18 protein-coding genes and 1 pseudogene are annotated in these 15,838 nt (G+C 62.6%); 9 read left to right on the top strand and 10 right to left on the bottom strand.

Features of this window, described 5'->3' with window-relative positions:
- The 3 genes and pseudogenes from EOA86_RS03280 to truA form a co-directional block, all read left to right on the top strand.
- A pseudogene (locus EOA86_RS03280) lies at positions 1–116 on the top strand (methionyl-tRNA formyltransferase); the annotation flags it as partial.
- A complete protein-coding gene (locus tag EOA86_RS03275; protein ID WP_029347266.1) occupies positions 113–622 on the top strand; it encodes an N-acetyltransferase in 510 nt (169 codons plus the stop codon). The pseudogene EOA86_RS03280 and the gene EOA86_RS03275, both read left to right, overlap by 4 nt.
- 18 nt (positions 623–640) lie before the next feature.
- Positions 641–1,396 (top strand): tRNA pseudouridine(38-40) synthase TruA, encoded by a 756-nt coding sequence (gene truA / locus EOA86_RS03270; RefSeq protein ID WP_128340696.1) that lies wholly within the window; start codon positions 641–643, stop codon positions 1,394–1,396.
- A gap of 100 nt (positions 1,397–1,496) precedes the next feature.
- Here truA and EOA86_RS03265 read toward each other — a convergent pair whose 3' ends face one another.
- From EOA86_RS03265 to dapD, 6 genes are all read right to left on the bottom strand, one after another.
- Positions 1,497–2,090, bottom strand: a complete 594-nt coding sequence (locus EOA86_RS03265; protein WP_065011619.1) for a transporter — start codon at positions 2,088–2,090, stop codon at positions 1,497–1,499.
- A gap of 2 nt (positions 2,091–2,092) precedes the next feature.
- Positions 2,093–3,292: a succinyl-diaminopimelate desuccinylase gene (gene dapE, locus EOA86_RS03260; protein WP_065011618.1), complete on the bottom strand. Its 1,200-nt coding sequence runs from the start codon at positions 3,290–3,292 to the stop codon at positions 2,093–2,095.
- Positions 3,293–3,572: 280 nt separating this feature from the next.
- Complete coding sequence (locus EOA86_RS03255; protein ID WP_128340695.1) at positions 3,573–4,811, bottom strand: GGDEF domain-containing protein; 1,239 nt, start codon at positions 4,809–4,811, stop codon at positions 3,573–3,575.
- Positions 4,812–4,827: 16 nt separating this feature from the next.
- Positions 4,828–5,550 carry a hypothetical protein gene (locus EOA86_RS03250; RefSeq protein ID WP_065011616.1) on the bottom strand — a complete coding sequence of 241 codons (723 nt, stop codon included), beginning with the start codon at positions 5,548–5,550 and terminating at the stop codon, positions 4,828–4,830.
- Between the two features lie 21 nt (positions 5,551–5,571).
- Positions 5,572–5,943, bottom strand: a complete 372-nt coding sequence (locus EOA86_RS03245; protein WP_029347278.1) for a DUF805 domain-containing protein — start codon at positions 5,941–5,943, stop codon at positions 5,572–5,574.
- Positions 5,944–5,970: 27 nt separating this feature from the next.
- Entirely contained in the window at positions 5,971–6,825 is an 855-nt protein-coding gene (gene dapD / locus EOA86_RS03240; protein ID WP_029347279.1) for a 2,3,4,5-tetrahydropyridine-2,6-dicarboxylate N-succinyltransferase, read from the bottom strand.
- 143 nt (positions 6,826–6,968) lie between these two features.
- On the opposite strand from dapD, the gene EOA86_RS03235 reads away from it, so the two are divergent.
- Complete coding sequence (locus tag EOA86_RS03235; protein WP_082982714.1) at positions 6,969–7,808, top strand: LOG family protein; 840 nt, start codon at positions 6,969–6,971, stop codon at positions 7,806–7,808.
- A 46-nt stretch (positions 7,809–7,854) separates the two neighbouring features.
- Here EOA86_RS03235 and EOA86_RS03230 read toward each other — a convergent pair whose 3' ends face one another.
- Complete coding sequence (locus EOA86_RS03230) at positions 7,855–8,562, bottom strand: pyrimidine 5'-nucleotidase (protein ID WP_029347281.1); 708 nt, start codon at positions 8,560–8,562, stop codon at positions 7,855–7,857.
- A gap of 161 nt (positions 8,563–8,723) precedes the next feature.
- On the opposite strand from EOA86_RS03230, the gene EOA86_RS03225 reads away from it, so the two are divergent.
- The 3 genes from EOA86_RS03225 (at position 8,724) to EOA86_RS03215 (ending at position 11,240) form a co-directional block, all read left to right on the top strand.
- A complete protein-coding gene (locus tag EOA86_RS03225; RefSeq protein WP_128340694.1) occupies positions 8,724–9,485 on the top strand; it encodes a GGDEF domain-containing protein in 762 nt (253 codons plus the stop codon).
- Between the two features lie 163 nt (positions 9,486–9,648).
- A complete protein-coding gene (locus EOA86_RS03220) occupies positions 9,649–9,804 on the top strand; it encodes a hypothetical protein (RefSeq protein ID WP_101918682.1) in 156 nt (51 codons plus the stop codon).
- A complete protein-coding gene (locus EOA86_RS03215; RefSeq protein WP_128340693.1) occupies positions 9,801–11,240 on the top strand; it encodes a GMC family oxidoreductase in 1,440 nt (479 codons plus the stop codon). Before EOA86_RS03220 ends, EOA86_RS03215 begins: the two co-directional genes overlap by 4 nt.
- Before the next feature lie 98 nt (positions 11,241–11,338).
- On the opposite strand, the gene phhA is transcribed toward EOA86_RS03215, so the two are convergent.
- On the bottom strand, positions 11,339–12,175 hold the full coding sequence (gene phhA, locus EOA86_RS03210) for a phenylalanine 4-monooxygenase (protein ID WP_128340692.1): 837 nt from the start codon (positions 12,173–12,175) through the stop codon (positions 11,339–11,341).
- Positions 12,176–12,308: 133 nt separating this feature from the next.
- On the opposite strand from phhA, the gene EOA86_RS03205 reads away from it, so the two are divergent.
- The gene (locus EOA86_RS03205) at positions 12,309–12,785 is read left to right on the top strand and encodes an Lrp/AsnC family transcriptional regulator (protein ID WP_128340691.1); all 477 of its coding nucleotides are present in this window, start codon (positions 12,309–12,311) and stop codon (positions 12,783–12,785) included.
- A 58-nt stretch (positions 12,786–12,843) separates the two neighbouring features.
- On the opposite strand, the gene argB is transcribed toward EOA86_RS03205, so the two are convergent.
- Together argB and EOA86_RS03195 are read right to left on the bottom strand one after the other, a co-directional pair.
- Positions 12,844–13,737 carry an acetylglutamate kinase gene (argB, locus tag EOA86_RS03200; protein WP_029347289.1) on the bottom strand — a complete coding sequence of 298 codons (894 nt, stop codon included), beginning with the start codon at positions 13,735–13,737 and terminating at the stop codon, positions 12,844–12,846.
- 98 nt (positions 13,738–13,835) lie between these two features.
- Complete coding sequence (locus tag EOA86_RS03195) at positions 13,836–15,332, bottom strand: amidase (RefSeq protein ID WP_128340690.1); 1,497 nt, start codon at positions 15,330–15,332, stop codon at positions 13,836–13,838.
- 128 nt (positions 15,333–15,460) lie between these two features.
- Between EOA86_RS03195 and EOA86_RS03190 the strand changes: the two genes are divergently transcribed.
- On the top strand, positions 15,461–15,838 hold a 378-nt coding region (locus EOA86_RS03190), incomplete at its 3' end, for a sigma-70 family RNA polymerase sigma factor (RefSeq protein ID WP_128340689.1).

Raw genomic sequence — 15,838 nt, 5'->3', positions numbered from 1 at the left:
CCTGCGGGTCAGGCGCGATCAGGTTGGTCGAAGTTCAACGTGCGGGCGGAAGGCCCCTTGCCGCGCAGGAGTTTCTGCACGGGGCCAAGCTCGAAAAAGGAATGAAGTTCTCATGAGCATGATGTCAATACGCGCGGCGACGCCGCGAGACCGCGAGGCGATTCGCCTTGTCGAGGAACACGCATTCGGCCAGCAGGCGGAGGCCGGATTGGTCGATGCACTGGTCAGCGGCGGCGACGCCGTCGTCGAACTGGTGGCGGAAGAAGATGGACAGGTGGTCGGCCATATCCTGTTTTCGCGGCTTTTCGTGCAGAACGGCGGCAAGAGCTTTTCGGCCGTGGCGCTGGCGCCCCTGGCGGTCGAGCCGTCATTCCATGGCACCGGCATCGGCGGCGCGCTGATCCGCGAGGCGCATATCCGCCTGAAAGAAGCCGGCGAGGCGCTGGCGGTAGTGCTTGGCGATCCTGCCTATTATGGCCGCTTCGGCTACAGCCATGCGCGCGCCGAAAAGTTCGAAAGCGAGTACCAGGGCGAAGCGTTGCAGGCGCTGGCCTGGGGCGAGGCGCCTGAGACCGGCAGACTGGTCTACGCTTCAGCCTTTAGCTCCGCGCTCGCCGCCTAACCTCAATCCCGCTTAGGAATGCCGCGTTTTCGCCTCGACATTGAATATGACGGCAGCCTCTATGCCGGCTGGCAGCGCCAGGCAGACCAGCCTTCGGTGCAGCAGGCGATCGAGCAGGCGATCGAGAGGTTCTGCGGCGAACAGGTCTCGCTGCGCAGCGCCGGCCGCACCGATGCCGGCGTCCATGCGACTGCTCAGGTGGCGCATGTCGATCTCGTCAAGGCATGGCCTGATGACAAGGTGCGCGATGCCGTCAATGCCCACCTGCAAACGGCCAAGGCGCGCATCGCCATCCTCAAGGCGGCTGTCGTGCCTGATAGCTTCGACGCGCGTTTCTCGGCGATCGGCCGCCACTATCTCTACCGCATCGTCAACCGACGCGCGCCGGCGGCACTCGACAAGGGCAAGATCTGGTGGGTGCCGAAGCGGCTCGACGCCGAGGCTATGCACGAGGCGGCAAAGGTGCTGCTGGGGCGGCATGATTTCACCACGTTTCGCTCGACCCAGTGCCAGGCCGACAGCCCGGTCCGGACGCTCGACCGGCTGGATGTCGGTCGGCTGGGTGACGTGATCGAAGTGCGAGCCTCGGCGCGCTCGTTCCTGCACAATCAGGTGCGCTCGATGGTCGGCTCGCTGAAGCGCGTCGGCGAAGGCGGCTGGACGGTTGCCGACCTGAAGGCGGCGCTCGACGCGCGCGACCGTGCCGCCTGTGGCCAGGTGGCGCCGCCCGACGGACTTTTTCTCGTCGCTGTGGATTATCCGAAGGTCGACTAAGGCGCGTCGCGTCTGAAAGGATTCATCCGACCCGCTTTAAGTTCCTGTTTTTATGCATGTCGTTGTCCCAAAACCGCTGCGCACTTTCGGGCGACATGCATTAAGCCGGTGCACCGATGCCGAGCAGCGCCTCCAGGCCGAACAGAACGACCAGCGACGCCACGAACATGCCGGCGAAGACAGCGCTGCCGACAGCTGCGCCCCTGCCGATGGCGGCGTTTGTCATCCGCCAGGTCAGGATCATCGACAGCGCAAACAAAAGCAGCGACGCCAGTACGGCAAACTCGTTAGCGGACGGCAGGAAAAGCCTGATCAGCGCTGCTGGCAGCATTATCCAGGCGATGATCGCAGACGCCCAGTTGCTGGCGACGACATAGTGGACGAAGCGCCCGCCAATGCCGGCGCGCGGCGCGACCAGGGCAAGGCCGACGAGCGGCAACACCCAGGCGCCGATGTCGACCGTCGCCAGCCGGATCAGCATGCCGAAGCGCCCCGCGAATGCATTCGGATCGCCGATCTCATTGGCAAGGCCGACCCAGCCGACGATCAGCGCAGGTGCCGCGACAACGATGGCGAAGAAGGAATTCCAGAAACCGTCGGCCGAAAGGTCGAGCTGGCGCAGCCCGTCGGCCTTGCCGAGCATCAGTCGCCAGGCGCCGGTCAGCGATGCATAGGTTTCATCGGACGAAAGCATGATTACGATGCGCCTTGCTCGAACCAGTCTTCGATGAAGCGTTGATAGATCTGCGTCAGCGTCTCGAGGTCGGCAAGCGCGACGCGTTCATCGACCATGTGCATGGTCTTGCCGACCAGACCGAATTCGACCACTGGACAATAGTCCTTGATGAAGCGCGCGTCGGAGGTGCCCCCGGAGGTGGAAAGCGCCGGCTTCCTGCCGATCACCGCCTTGACCGAACCACTGAGCGCTTCGATCAGACGGTCGTCGCGGGTGAGGAAGACGTGGCTCGGCCGGTCGCGCCAGACAAGCTCGTAATCGACCGGCGTCGTCTTGCCGGCCCGGTATTTCTTGCGCTTCGCCGCCTTGTCGAGGCGATTGTGGATTTCCGCCTGGATGGTCTCGGCGGTCCATGTGTCGTTGAAGCGGATGTTGAAGGTGGCCGTCGCCTTTGCCGGAATGACATTGGTGGCCGGATTGCCGACATCGATCGAGGTCACCTCCAGATTGGTCGGCTGGAAGTCCTTGGTGCCGTTGTCGAAGACGGGGTGCAGCAAGGCTTCGACCAGCGTCATCAGCCCGCGCACCGGATTGTCGGCAAGCTGCGGGTAGGCGGCGTGGCCCTGGCGGCCGTTCACGGTGATGCTGCCGGACAAGGAGCCGCGCCGGCCGATCTTGATCATGTCGCCCAACGCGTCGGGATTGGTCGGCTCGCCGACGATAGACGCATCCCATTTCTCGCCCTTGGCCGCCGCCCATTCGAGCAGCTTTGTCGTGCCGTTGATGGCCGGCCCTTCTTCGTCGCCGGTGATCAGCAGCGAGACCGAGCCTTTCAGGCCGCCTTTCGAACCGAGATGGCGCGCCACCGCGGCGATGAAACAGGCTATGCCGCCCTTCATGTCGACAGCACCGCGGCCGAACATCTCGCCTTTGGCGATCTCCGCGGCGAAAGGCGGATGCGTCCATGAGGCCTCGTCGCCGACCGGCACCACGTCGGTATGCCCGGCGAACATCAGGTGCGGACCGTTGCCGGAGCGCCGCGCATAGAGATTTTCGATATCGGGCGTGCCGTCGTCCGAAAACACCGGGCGCTCGACGGAAAAGCCGAGTGGTTTCAGCATTTTTTCCAGCGTGCTCAGTGCCCCACCCTCAATGGGCGTCACCGAGGGGCAGCGGATGAGGGCGGCGAGATTTGAAGCGGGATCGGTCGGCAACGTCATGGGCAAAAGCGATAGTCGAAAGCGCAAGGCCTGTCACGGCCAGACATAAGGGCCAGCCATCCCGCCAAGATCATGGTTTCATGCCGTATAGCCGCAGGCCTAGTGTCGCCCAAAAGCATGCCCTCGGGCTTGACCCCTGGGTGCGCAGCGGTTTTGGGACAACGACATGCATAAGAAACAAAGACTTAAAGCGCGTCGCATGAATCGCGTCATATGCGGCGCTTTAGGCGGGATGTTGGATGGACGGAGGCGACAAAAGCCCCAATGATCACTGTGATCGTCAGTTCGCGGCCCGCACATGTGCCCAGTAACGGCCCTTGCCGGTGCGCTTGGCTTCATAGAGCGCGTGATCGGAACAGGTGAGAAGAATTTCAGGCTCGCCGCCGTCGGCAGGCGCGAAGGCGCTTCCAATGCTCAACCCGATGGGTATTGCGGTGCCCAGGCCAAGGTCGAAAGGGACCGAAATCTTCTCAATGGCCCGCTTTGCCAGGTAGGTGGCTTCGACCTCGGACGTGCCGGGCAGCAGGATTACGAATTCGTCACCGCCGATGCGAAAGACCACATCCCCCGGTCGGAAAGCGCGTTTCAATCGTTCGGCCACCTTGCGCAGCAGCATGTCGCCGACCGCGTGGCCGAAGCGGTCATTGACGTGTTTGAAGCCGTCGAGGTCCATGCTGAGAACGGCAAACGGCCTGCCGCCATTTGCTGCCGGCGCCGCAAGCTCGCTGCACATGCCGCGCAGTTTCTCCTGAAGGAAAATGCGGTTTGGCAGGCCGGTCAGCGCGTCCTTGATCGCCAGATCGCGATTGTCCAGTTCGGCGCGGATCATGCGGACGTTGATCGCATGATTTTGAAGCAGCACGATGATGACGCCGGCTACATAGAACGGCACTTGAAATCCGACGATAGACATTCCGGGCGCCGGAGAAAACAGCGCGCCAACCAGGAAAGGCAGGCTTACGGCCAGCATGACGAATATGGCGTAGCGCGGGGTCGCTGCGTTGCGGGACGACACCACGCCGACGACGCCTGCGACATTCAGGGCAGCCAGCACGGCGAGCGCCACATTCCCGCTGATGACGCAGCCATAGCAGCCGAGGCCGAAAATCACCGACCATGGCCCTCCGGCGGCCATGAGGCCTGCCAGCGGTCCCGTTCCCCCGCGCTTGCGGGCCCGCTCACATTCCCGCATCAGCAGGAAGCGGGCGGCAAACAGGACGAGGTCGGCCGCGATCCAGGCGTAAGGCCACCGGTCGCCGGTGACGACCGCGGCGCTGACTGCCAGCACCAGGACGCTGATGCTGCCGAACAGGACAGCGAATTTGCGGTCGAAAGTGGTATCGAGAAGCCGCGCGCGGACAGCTTCCGGCTCCGCTCTGATTGGTGAAGAAAACCAGGCGAACAGCCGCGCGCCGGCGCTTCGCTTTCCGCGCGTTTTCGGGTTGGCCAGGGGTTCGTCGTGTGCCAGTCGAGTGCTCCGTGCCGGTCGACACAGTCTCCACGGGGCATGCTGGACCAAGGTGATTAAGATTAGCTTAGGTACCTGGACGAGCCGACCGCAAGGGACCGTCGATCAGCGTGATCTTTTGCCAGATCTTCCGCGACAGGTTGGAACTCAGGGACTCGATGTCGTTGACGCCATCGACGACCACATTGTCGTTGACCGACTGGGCGAACAGCGCGGCGACCTTGCCGGTGATCGACAGCATTTCGGAGCAATAGTCGAGATAGCGGGCGAGATCGGCACGGTCGGTTATGCGTGCCGGTGAATGCGATGTCGGCTTGAATTCGGTTGAAAGCGCTGCCGGATCCTTGGTCAGCTGATGCATGTCGATGACATGGATCAGCGATCGCAAGCCGTGAAGCTTGCGAAACACCCGCTTGCGCTTGATGCGCTCCTCGGTCCGGATCAAGGCCAGGAAGCCGAGCACCGCGAGGATGATCATGTTGATCAACGATTCGATGCCTTGCACCGACTGGACGGCGTCGTCGGTTCCCGAGATACGGCCGAGCGGCAGGATGGTGCCGACGAACAGGAATATCAGCGCACCGGCGGCAATGGCGGCGATGACGACGCCGCGCAGCCACCAGATCGGCGCCTCCAGCGCCTTCGCCGCCTTGGCCAGATCACGCGACAGCGACACAAGTTCTATGGCGACGCCACGCAAGCCTGCATGGGGAAACCGCTCGGCGACGCGTTTTTCCAGTCGTTCGGCGGTTTCGATGATCAGTTTCGAATCAAGCGTACGGTAGCGCATGGCTAGATACCCGATCGGCGCTCAGGATTCGGCCGGCGCATTGGTGCGTTTGCCGTAGCGGTTGGGTCCGGGATCACTTTTGAAAAAGGCCAAAATGATAAGGAGAATGGCGCCGACGATGAGAGAGATCAATGCGTAGTAGGTAGGCTTGCCGAAATCGTGGAACCGCTTCGCCGTTAGCGCAAAGGTCGACCATGTCGAGACAACCACAGCGATCCACCAGGCGAGCGCCCAGTACTGACTTGCGGCGGTGCCTAGCGGCGTTCGCGAGAACTGGTAGAGCAGAAAAAGCTGAACCAGGAGCGGTAAAAGACCCGCCAAGACATAGGCACTTGGGTTCACTCGCCCGGAAAGGCTGAAGAAAAGCCATAGAAATCGAGGTCTGTCGAGCAAGCGGGTGCGTCCGTTTTTTGCGAAGGATCAATCGCGAAGCAGTTCATTGATCGAGGTTTTGGAACGGGTCCTGGCATCGACCCGCTTGACGATGACGGCACAGTAAAGACTCGGACCGGGCTCGCCCTTGGGCAACGGCTTGCCGGGCATCGAGCCGGCGACGACGACGGAATTGGCCGGCACTTCGCCGTAGAAGACCTCACCGGTGGCGCGGTCGACGATCTTGGTCGACTGGCCGATGAAGACGCCCATGCCGAGCACCGAGCCCTCGCGCACAATGCAGCCTTCGACCACCTCGGAGCGTGCGCCGATGAAGCAATTGTCCTCGATGATGGTGGGACCGGCCTGCATCGGCTCCAGCACGCCGCCGATGCCAACGCCGCCCGACAGATGCACATTCTTGCCGATCTGGGCGCAGGAGCCGACCGAGGCCCATGTGTCGACCATTGTGCCGCTGTCGACATAGGCGCCGACATTGACGAAGGACGGCATCAGCACGGCACCTGGCGCGACATAGGCGGAGCGCCGCACGATCGACGACGGCACGGCGCGGAAACCTGCCTTCTCGAAATCGATGGCACTCCAGCCGTCGAATTTCGACGGCACCTTGTCCCACCACACGGCCTGGCCCGGACCACCCTTGATGATCTCCATCGGGTTGAGCCGGAACGACAGCAGCACCGCTTTCTTCAGCCACTGGTTGACATGCCATTTGCCGTCGGCCTGGCGCTCGGCAACGCGGGCGATACCCCGGTCGAGCAGGTCCAGCGCTGACTGGATGGCGTCGCGCGTCGCGCCGCGGGTTGCCGTCGAAATCGTCTCGCGTTCCTCGAAGGCGGTTTCGATAGTCTTTTCGAGGCTCCCCAGATCGGGCTTCGACATGAATTCGCTCCATTACCAAGCTGTTAAGGGGCCGCACCTTAACCTGTTTTGAAAGTCGCCGGACCCTATGTGAAGGCTTGGTGAGGGTCAATCGCGGCTGCGTCACGGGACGGCGCAAGTGAATAATTGGACGGGCAGGTAATATGACTCCTATGGAAAAGGCGGGGTGGACGCCGCTGCCGCATTCGGACGAGGATCTGGAGCGGTCGAAAAGCGTGCCGGACACGCCGCAGACGCGTGCCGAGACCTACCGGCTGGCCTGGAACGATCCCGACTTCATGACGCGGCGCGAATTGCGCGCGGTCAGGCTGCAGCTCGAACTGTTGAAGCCGGAGATGATCCTGGCCGAGCGCGGCATCCGCTCGACCGTCATCCTGTTCGGCGGGGCGCGCATCCCCGAGCCGGACGGCGAAGCCTGGGCGGCCAAAAACGAGACGCAGAAGAAGAACCTCGAGAAAAACAGTAAATATTACGAGGAAGCACGAAAATTCGCCCGCCTCTGCTCGCAGCAGTCGGCCACCTCTTATTATCGCGAATTCGTCGTGGTGACTGGCGGCGGACCCGGCGTCATGGAAGCCGGCAACCGCGGCGCCGACGATGTTGGCGCACCGTCGATCGGCCTCAACATCGTGTTGCCGCACGAGCAGGCGCCGAATGCTTATGTGACGCCGGAGCTCTGTTTCAACTTCCACTATTTCGCTGTCCGCAAGATGCATTTCGTCATGCGCGCCAAGGCTGTCGCGGTGTTTCCGGGCGGCTTCGGCACGATGGACGAATTCTTCGAGACACTGACCCTGATCCAGACCGGCCGCATGGAGCGCGTGCCGGTGATCCTGTTCGGCAAGGCGTTCTGGAAAAGGGCGATCGACCTCGATTTCCTCGCCGAGCAAGGCACAATCACCCCCGGCGACCAGGACATCATCGATTTCGTCGACACCGCCGACGAGGCCTGGGGGATTATCAGCCGTTTCTACAAGCTTTAGGCCGCGGGGCTGCGGTATCGATCCGGCTTTGCACGAAGCAACTGCCTCAAGCAGTGACGTCGACGATCGCGGTGAGGAATTCGGCAAGATCGTCGGTGACGAAATCCACATCATCTTCATTGGCCGGGTCACGTTCCCATATCTCCGAGAAGGTCGGCTCGAAGTTGCGTGGCACGACCAGCACCGTGGTCATGCCCAGCGATTTCGGCACGGACAGGTTGCGGGCCAGATCCTCGAACATCACCGCATTGTGGCCGGTGACGGCGTGAAGTTCCGCAAATTTCTCGTAGGTCTGGCGCGCCGGCTTGGGGTTCAGCCCAGCAGCGACGATATCGAAGATGTCGTCGAAATGGTCGAGGATGCCGAGTTGGCGCGCGGTGCGTTCGGCATGCCTGCGGTCGCCATTGGTGAAGATGAACTTGCGGCCGGGAAGCTGGCGGATGGCGGTGCCGAGAACGGGATCGGGAACCAGCCAGGAATAGTCGATGTCATGAACCTTCTCGAGAAAGTCGTCGGGATCGATGCCGTGGCGCGCCATCAGACCGTTCAGCGTCGTGCCGTATTCCCGGTAGAGTTCCTTCTGCAGCTTGCGGGCATCGTCGCGTGGCAGCGTCAGCAGTTCTCCGACATAGGCAGTCATCTTTACGTCGATCTGCGAGAACAGGTTCGAATGGTGCGGATAGAGCGTGTTGTCGAGGTCGAACACCCAGTCGGTGACATGGGCAAAGCGGGCGGGATCCGGGAGCATGGTCATGCAATCCTTATGGCACGAAACCTTACTTTTGGCAGAGGCTTTATCCACAACTTATGCGCGTTGCGAGTGGCGGAAATGGCGCGATGATTCAAAATTTAGGCATCGCCGAAAGGTGGCATTCAGGGCTTGCTGGCACAGAGACGGTTCAGGGGGAGCCAGCGATGAGCCGCATATTTCTGAAGTCTGCCGCCGTCGCTTTCGCCTCCCTCGCGGTCTCGCTTTTGTTGACGCTCATTGTCGTCCCGGCAATGGGCTTTCCGATCAACCGCACGATCTGGCTGACATCCACGGTCTGCCCCCTGGCGCTCGCCTGGATCGCCGGCGCCTACACGTTCTGGCAGGGCGAGAGGTTGAAAAGCGCCCATCGCGACCTCGCCCGCGCTCATGCCCAGCTCGCCGCAGCGCATCGGCGCCTGTCGGAAAAAGCGAGCCGCGACGACATGACCGGCATGCTCAACCGCGAGAACTTCTTTGCCGCGCTCGACGCCTCCCGGCGTAAATCCGATCGCGGTGCTTTGCTGATCATCGATGCCGACTACTTCAAGATCATCAACGACAGCTACGGCCACCTGACCGGCGACGAGGCGTTGCTCCTTATTGCAAGCGCGATCGAGCGCGGGGTGCGCAGCGGCGACGTGATCGGCCGCATCGGCGGCGAGGAATTCGGTGCGTTTCTGGTCGGCGCCACCGAACAGGAAGCCAAACGCGTCGCCGAACGCATTCGCCGTGAAGTCGAACTGATCCGCTTCCGTCCCGTCGATGAGCGGGTCATACCCCTCACCGTCAGCATCGGCGGTGTCACCTGCGGCGCGGATGCCGGCGTATCGGATCTGATGCGTGCCGCCGACCATCGCCTTTACCAGGCCAAGCATCGCGGCCGTAATCTGACCATCCTGGACAGGGACATTTCCGAAGCGGCCTGAGCGGTCTCGCTCATTAAGGAAATCCTAACGCTGTTTGGACTCAGCCAGACCGCTTACACGGCTTAAGCAAACTGTGGCGCTAGGTTTGGCACGGAATTGGCTTCTCCTGGCGAGTATGTTCAGGGAACGCCATGCGTGGATCGAAGCCATCGAGAGACGTGCCATGAGTTTCTTCACCAAGAAAATATCGCGCCGCACGATCGTGCAGGCGCTGATCGCATTGCCGGCCCTGTCGCTGTTCCGCAAGCTGCCCGATACCGATCCGGACGCGATCGTCGAGGTCAATGGTTGGATCCTCAAAAGGAGCGATCTCACTTGATCTTCGACAGCTATGAGGCATTTCGCGCTGCGAACTTCGCCGCCAAGGTCTGCATACTCGGCTCCGGGCCAGCCGGCACCACGATTGCCAGGAAGCTTGGCGCGGCCGGCATTCCGGTTGTGGTGCTGGAGGCAGGCTCCCGCGAGTTCAGCGACGATTCGCAGGATTTCTACCGCGGCGTCACGGTCGGCGACCCCTATTTCGATCTCGACATCACCCGGTTGCGCTTCATGGGCGGCAGTTCCAATCACTGGGCCGGCTGGTGCCGGGTGCTCGACAGCCAGGACTTCGAGCCCAAGGCCTGGGCGCCGGATACCGGCTGGCCGATCAGCCGTGCCGAAATCGAGCCCTATCTGCCCGAAGTCCAGGACATGCTGGAACTTCCCGACTTCCGGCCGGATGTGCCGATCTCGGACGATATTCGCTGGGTGCAGCTGATCAAGAGCCCGGCCGTACGCTTCGGTGAAAAATTCGCCGACGAACTCGACAGGAGCAGGAACGTGGCTGTGGTGCTCAGCACCTATGCCACCGAGCTTACTGGCGACGGCAAGAGAGTGACCGGCGCCAAACTGTGGTCGAACGGCCAGAATGCCGGCTCTTTCATCGCCGACTATTTCATCGTATGCACCGGCGGCTTGGAAAACTCGCGGCTGCTTCTGTGGTCGAACCAGCGCTCGAACGGCGGCGTGGTGCCGAAGGCGACAGCGCTCGGCCGCTATTGGATGGAGCATCCGACCTTCGAGGGCGGCAATGCCATCCTCGCCGACTATAGCGAGTTCGAGGTCGACGCCACCAACGAGGCTTTCTTCTCGCCGACGCTGGCGGCCATGGAGCGCCTCGAGATCATGAATTTCGGCATCAGGCTGATCGAGACGCCGTACCCCGGCATCAAAAGCGGCATCGCCGACCTCGCCTGCACGGTGCCCGAGATGGCGGAATGGGTATCCTATCAGCTCAGCCAGAACTTGCGCTGCGCCGCCCAGCTCTATGTCGCCTGGGAACAGGCGCCGCTGGCCTCGAACCAGATCCGGTTGTCGAAGACCGATGTCGACCATGCCGGCGTGCCGCGCATCGAGCTGCACTGGAAAAAGTCGGAGCTGGAGCGCCGCACGCTCCTCGAGGGCTTGAGGCTGTTCGGCAAGACGCTCGTCCGGAAGGATCTCGGCCGGGTGCGCATCGCCGACTGGCTCGCCAGTGGCGGGGACTATCCGACTAATGAGGAACTGGCCGGTCACCACCATATGGGCGGCACGCGTATGGGCACGGATGTGACCAAGAGCGTGGTGGACGCCAACTCGAAGGTGCACGGCATGGACAATCTCTATGTTGGCGGTTCCTCCGTGTTCTGCACGTCCGGCGAATGCAACCCGACGACGACAATCGTCGCATTGGCCTGCCGGCTGGGCGACCACCTCGGCAAGCTCATCCGCGTGTAGAAGGCCGGCCCAGCCGGGCCGGCCGAGGGATCGTCATGACAGTGCGCCACCAATAACGCCCGCGCCGATCGGCTGCGAGCGTCCGAGCCTGCCAGCGTCTAAAGTTTCGCCGGGTCGAGCGCCGGCTTGCCCTTGTGGCGTCCGATGATCGCTGCCATGTCGGCGACGTTCTGGAAGGCATTGCGCAAAACGTCGAAGGACGACAGCACGAAATAGGCGCGCTGGAACTTGTCGATCTCGTATCTGGTGCGCATCACCGTTTCCAGATCGAAGGGGACATGGTGCGCGTCCTTGCTTTCAATCGCGAATTGAAGTTCCGCAAAGGACGACATCAGCCCGGCGCCGAAAGCCTTCAGCGGTTGGCCGGCTTCCTGGATCAGCCCGTATTCGACAGTGTACCAGTAGAGGCGGCTGATCATCTCGTCGCCGCCGAGCGCGATCAGATGCTCGGCCTTCTCGCCATACATCTGCATGAAATCGGCAAAGACCGGCTGCGTCAGCGCCGGCACATGGCCGAAGAAGTCGTGGAACATGTCCGGCTCGACGATGTAGTCGAGCTCTTGTTTCGTCCGCAGCCAGTTGGTCACCGGGAAGCGCCTGTTGGCGAGGTGGACAAAGAAGGCTGGTGCGGGAATGAGGCCCGGCACGGCGACGATTTCCCAACCTGTAAGCTTGCGCAGCTTTTCGCTGACGACACCGAAATCCGGAATCCTGTCGAGCAGGCCCAGCGTGGCCACGCCGTCGAGATAGGACTGGTGTGCCAGCTTTTGCGTAAGCTTCGTCTGGCGGTCGCACAGTGTACGCCACACCGCCTGCTCGTCGGCGGTGTAGTTGTAGCTCTGCTCCACGGTGAAGTCGGCACGGCAGACCGAATAGTCGCCGCGAAGGCCTTGCGCCGCGCATTCGCGCGCATAATCGGCAACGCTCATCGTCATGGCTGTTCTCCCTGGAAATCACGACTAATCATAAAAGTTTAGCCGGGTCCGGTGAGGCAAATCCGCTTTGATGATGGCTCGAATACGCGATTTGAGGTAAAAGCCACCACAGCAAAGCTGTAGGAGAGTGAAAGTGCCTCAGTTTGACGATTTTGAGATCAAGATGCTCGATATCTTGCAACGTGACGGACGCAAGCCTGTGTCCGAACTGGCCCAGGCGATCGGCCTTTCGACGACGCCATGCGCGCGCCGCTTCGAGGCTCTTCAGAGCGCCGGCATCATCAAGGGCTTTGCAGCTGTGCTCAGCCGCCGCGCCATCGGCCTGATGGTCGAAGTGTTCATTCAGGTGCGCCTCGTAACCCACAGCGATGGTTCGCCCGAAACCTTCATCGCCGCCGTGCAGCGCATGGACGAGGTGTCGTCGTGCTGGACGATGACCGGCGATTACGATTTCCTGCTGCATGTGATGGTGCCGTCGGTCGACGAGCTCAACGCCTTCGTCATGCACCGGCTGATGCGGCTCGACGGCGTGCGCGATGTCCACACGCAGCTCGTGCTGCAGAACATCAAGGGGCCGGGCCACGTGCCGCTTGGGCACCTCAGGCGGTGAGTTCGCCCAGGCGCCTGCGCCGCCCTGGATTTCTGGCCGACAAGCTGTCAGCCTGCGCTCACGGCACGATCAGCGTGCCGGCGCCGTGTTCGGTAAACAGTTCGAGCAGTACAGAATGCGGCGTCTTGCCGTTGAGGATGACGACGCCTTCAACGCCGCGCTCGATCGCCTCGATGCAGGTCTCGACCTTTGGGATCATGCCGCCCGACACCGTGCCGTCCCTGATCAAGGCCTTGGCCTCGGCCACGGTCAGCTCATCGATCAGCTTCTTGTTCTTGTCGAGCACGCCGGGCACGTCGGTGAGGAACAGAAGGCGTGTCGCCTGGCAGGCGCCGGCGATGGCGCCGGCAAAGGTGTCGGCATTGATGTTGTAGGTATGGCCGTCGCGGCCGGGCGCCACAGGCGCCAGCACCGGGATCATTTCGGAGCGCGCCAGAAGGTCGAGCAACGTGCGGTCGACCTCGACCGGTTCGCCGACAAAGCCGAGATCGAGCACGCGCTCGATATTGGAGTCCGGGTCGATCAAGGTCTTGCGTGCCTTTTCGGCGAAAACCATGTTGCCGTCCTTGCCGCACAGGCCGATGGCCCATTCGCCCTCGGCATTGATCAGCGCCACGATTTCCTTGTTGATCGAGCCGGCCAGCACCATCTCGACGATCTCGACCGTCTTCTGGTCGGTGACGCGCAGGCCGCCCTCAAACTTCGATTCGATGCCCATCTTGCTTAGCAGGGCGCCGATCTGCGGCCCGCCGCCATGGACGACGATCGGATTGACGCCCGATTGTTTCAGCAGCGCGATGTCGCGGGCGAAGGCCTTACCGAGCGCAATATCGCCCATGGCGTGGCCGCCATATTTCACCACGACCGTCTTGTTTTCGTAGCGCTGCATGTAGGGCAGTGCCCTCGAAAGCAGCGCGGCCTGCATTTCGGCGGTGGCGGCGACGTCCGTCATCGGCATGGTTCCCAGCTTGGCATGAACGGCGGCGTCTTAGCGGGAATTGGAGCAGGGGGCAAACGGCTTTGCTGTCACATCAGGTGAATCGGCCCGCTTTATGCCGGCATCCGCAGCGGCGCCCGCCGCGCCTGCCATCCCGAAATCTTCTCCATTTGCGCGCCGAAGGACAACAAGGTCTCCTCATCGCCGGGTCGGCCGGCGGCCTGGATGCCGAGCGGCAGGCCGGCATCGGTGACGTGAACAGGCAGCGCGATCGACGGCTGGCCGCTGACGTTCTGGATCGCCGGCCAGTGCGTGAACCACAGGCTTTTGTCCATCAACTGGCCGAACAGCTGCTTGAATTTCAGCAGACGGGCGAGGCGCAGCCTGTCGAGGACGTCCTCTATGAACGCGTCGGCGCCCTTCGGGTCCATGGCCCCGCAGGCGAGCGGCGGATGGGCGATAACCGGCATCAGCACGGCATCGTACGGCGCGGTCTCGGTGATCAGGCGGCGCGACGTGGCATGCAGCCGCTGCAGGCCGGCATAGATCTCGCCGGCCGAGACGATCTCGCCGAAGCGGCTCATCAGACGGGTGGCGCGCTCGACGTCGCCCGAAACGGAGCGGCCGACACGCAAGACCTCAATGCGCATTGCGCCGGCGACTGCCGCAGCCACCGTCCTGGCGAAATCGGCGATGAAGTCGCGACCGATATAGGGGAGATCGATCTCCTCGATCGTGTGGCCACCTTCGCGCGCCAATGCCACAGCGGTGTCCAGCGCCGTCAGCGTCTCGGCCGATATCGTCAGGCCGAGCGGCGATTTCCGGTAGACGGCCAGTTTCAGCTTGCCGGGGTCACGCACTGCTGCGGCGGCAAAAGTTCCTCTCGGCGGCGGCGCCGCATACGGTGACAGCGGATCGGGTCCATGGGTTAGGTCGAGCAGCAAGGCCGAATCCCGGACCGAGCGGGCAACGGCGTGGTCGACGACCAGACCGTACCAGCTTTCGGTGACGAGCGGCGACAGCGGCACGCGGCCGCGCGAGGTTTTCAGTCCGACCAGCCCGGTGCAGGCGGCGGGAACGCGGATCGAGCCGCCGCCATCCGAAGCATGTGCCACCGGCACGACACCGGCCGCGACCAGCGCCGCCGCACCTCCAGACGAGCCGCCGCTGGTATGCGCCGTATTCCACGGATTGCGGGTGATGCCGAAAGCGGCGGATTCGGTCATCAGCCTCAGCCCATGTTCGGGCGAGGTGCTGGTGGCGATCGGGACAAGGCCGGCGGCCAGATGGCGTTCGGTCATCACCGAATCGAAATCGGCAACGAAAGCCGGAATGCGGCTGCCGCCATGCGTAGGCACGCCTTTCATGGCGATACCGAGATCCTTCAGTGCAAAGGGCACACCGGCCAGCGGCAGCTTGCGGTCGATGGTTTTCGCCCGCGTCCGCGCCGCCTCGTAAAGCGGCTCGGCGATGGCGTTGATGTCCGGGCGGGTGGCCTCGGCTCGCGCAATCGCCGCATCGACGAGCTCCTGCGGCGCGATCTCGCCCTTGCGCACCAAGCTGGCAAGCCCGGCTGCGTCGTGCTCCCACAAGACCCGTTCAACCGACATTGCCGCTCTCCCCCTATGAGAAGGCTAGCGGTTGCGGATTTTCTTGGCAATCGAAGTCGACGACGCTCCCGGTGCACAAGAACGCTTCGCCGTTGCAAATACATTGCAATTGCCTAATTTGGCAGCCGATGACGCCGCAGGACATCAGCAACCTGATGGTCCGGACTTCGATGAAGGACCGGGCTGCGTTCGATCTGCTCTACCGGCAGACCAGCGCGAAACTTTTCGGCGTCTGCCTTCGTGTATTGAAGGACCGGGGAGAGGCAGAAGAGGCGCTGCAGGAGGTCTTCGTCAAGATGTGGACGAAGGCGGACCGTTTCGCCGTCTCGGAGCTAAGCCCGATTTCCTGGCTGGTAGCCATTGCGCGCAATCATGCGATCGATCGGATAAGGGCGCGGCGAGAGCCTGCCACCTATATCGATGCTGCGCTCGAGGTGGCCGATCCCGCACCGGGACCGGAGGCTGCGGTTGTTGCGGGCGGTGAATCGGAGCGCATCTATCGTTGT

This window comes from Mesorhizobium sp. M5C.F.Ca.IN.020.32.2.1 (assembly GCF_004023105.1).
Classification (GTDB): domain Bacteria; phylum Pseudomonadota; class Alphaproteobacteria; order Rhizobiales; family Rhizobiaceae; genus Mesorhizobium; species Mesorhizobium wenxiniae.
Note: the sequence above shows the minus strand (reverse complement) of the source record. Positions and strands in the feature narration are given on the sequence as shown.